The sequence below is a fragment of the Thermus sp. genome (assembly GCF_056332225.1).
The window spans coordinates 1-747 of the sequence record NZ_JBWGQW010000177.1 but is presented as its reverse complement, the minus strand read 5'-3'; the positions used below and the strand labels follow the sequence as shown (position 1 = coordinate 747).

The following is a 747-nucleotide window of genomic DNA, read 5'->3' as shown; positions in this document are numbered from 1 at the left end:
GGCCCGAGAGGCCCAGGCCAAAGCCCTCGGGAAGGCGGTAAAGGAGGGCGGCCTGGGCCTCGGGGCTTCGGGAGGCGAGGTCGTAGCCCACCTGAAGCCCCCCCTCCAGGTTCTCCAGGCGGCCTTGCGCCGCGAGGAGGAGGGCGCTCCGCGCGGGGGAAAGGGTGAGACTGGTCTGCACGCTGAACTCCCGCCCCCGGTAGCCCAGGTAGAGGGCGCCCCAGGTGCCCTGCGCCTGGTAGCCCAGGCTGCCCCCGGCCTCGAGCCCGTCCAAGCGGAGCCGGAAGCCGAGGTCGGCCGCCGGGCCCCCCTGGTACCCCAGGCCCCCCTGGAGGGTGAGGGGCAGGGGGAGGGGGCGGTACTCCAGCCCGAACCGCCCCCCCAGGCCGCTCCCGGCGGAGAGGGTCAGGGAGGCCCGCACCTCCTCGCTCAGCTGGGCCCCACCCTGAAGGCTTCCCTGAAGGGCGCCCTCCTGGTAGGCGATCTCCCCTTTGAGCCCCAAGGGCTCCTGGCTGCGGGTGGCCCCGCCCAGGCGGAGGGCGAACCCGCCCAGGTACTCCAGCCGACCGGAAAGGCTATAGGCCCGCTCCTCCAGCCGGGCCTCGAGGCCGCCCCCCGCCCGCACCTCCTCGGGGCTTGCAAGGCGGCGCAGGGCGAGGTAGGGGGTGAGGGTGAGCCCCCCTTCCCGGAGGGCGTAGCCCAGGTCCAGGCGCTGGCCCAGGGCGCTTAAGGTGAGGCTAAGCCGCG

Annotated in this window: 1 pseudogene; it reads right to left on the bottom strand. The window is 74.8% G+C overall.

The annotated features are described in order from the left end of the window. Positions 1-747, bottom strand: a pseudogene (locus AC01Y6_RS10765) (hypothetical protein); the annotation flags it as partial.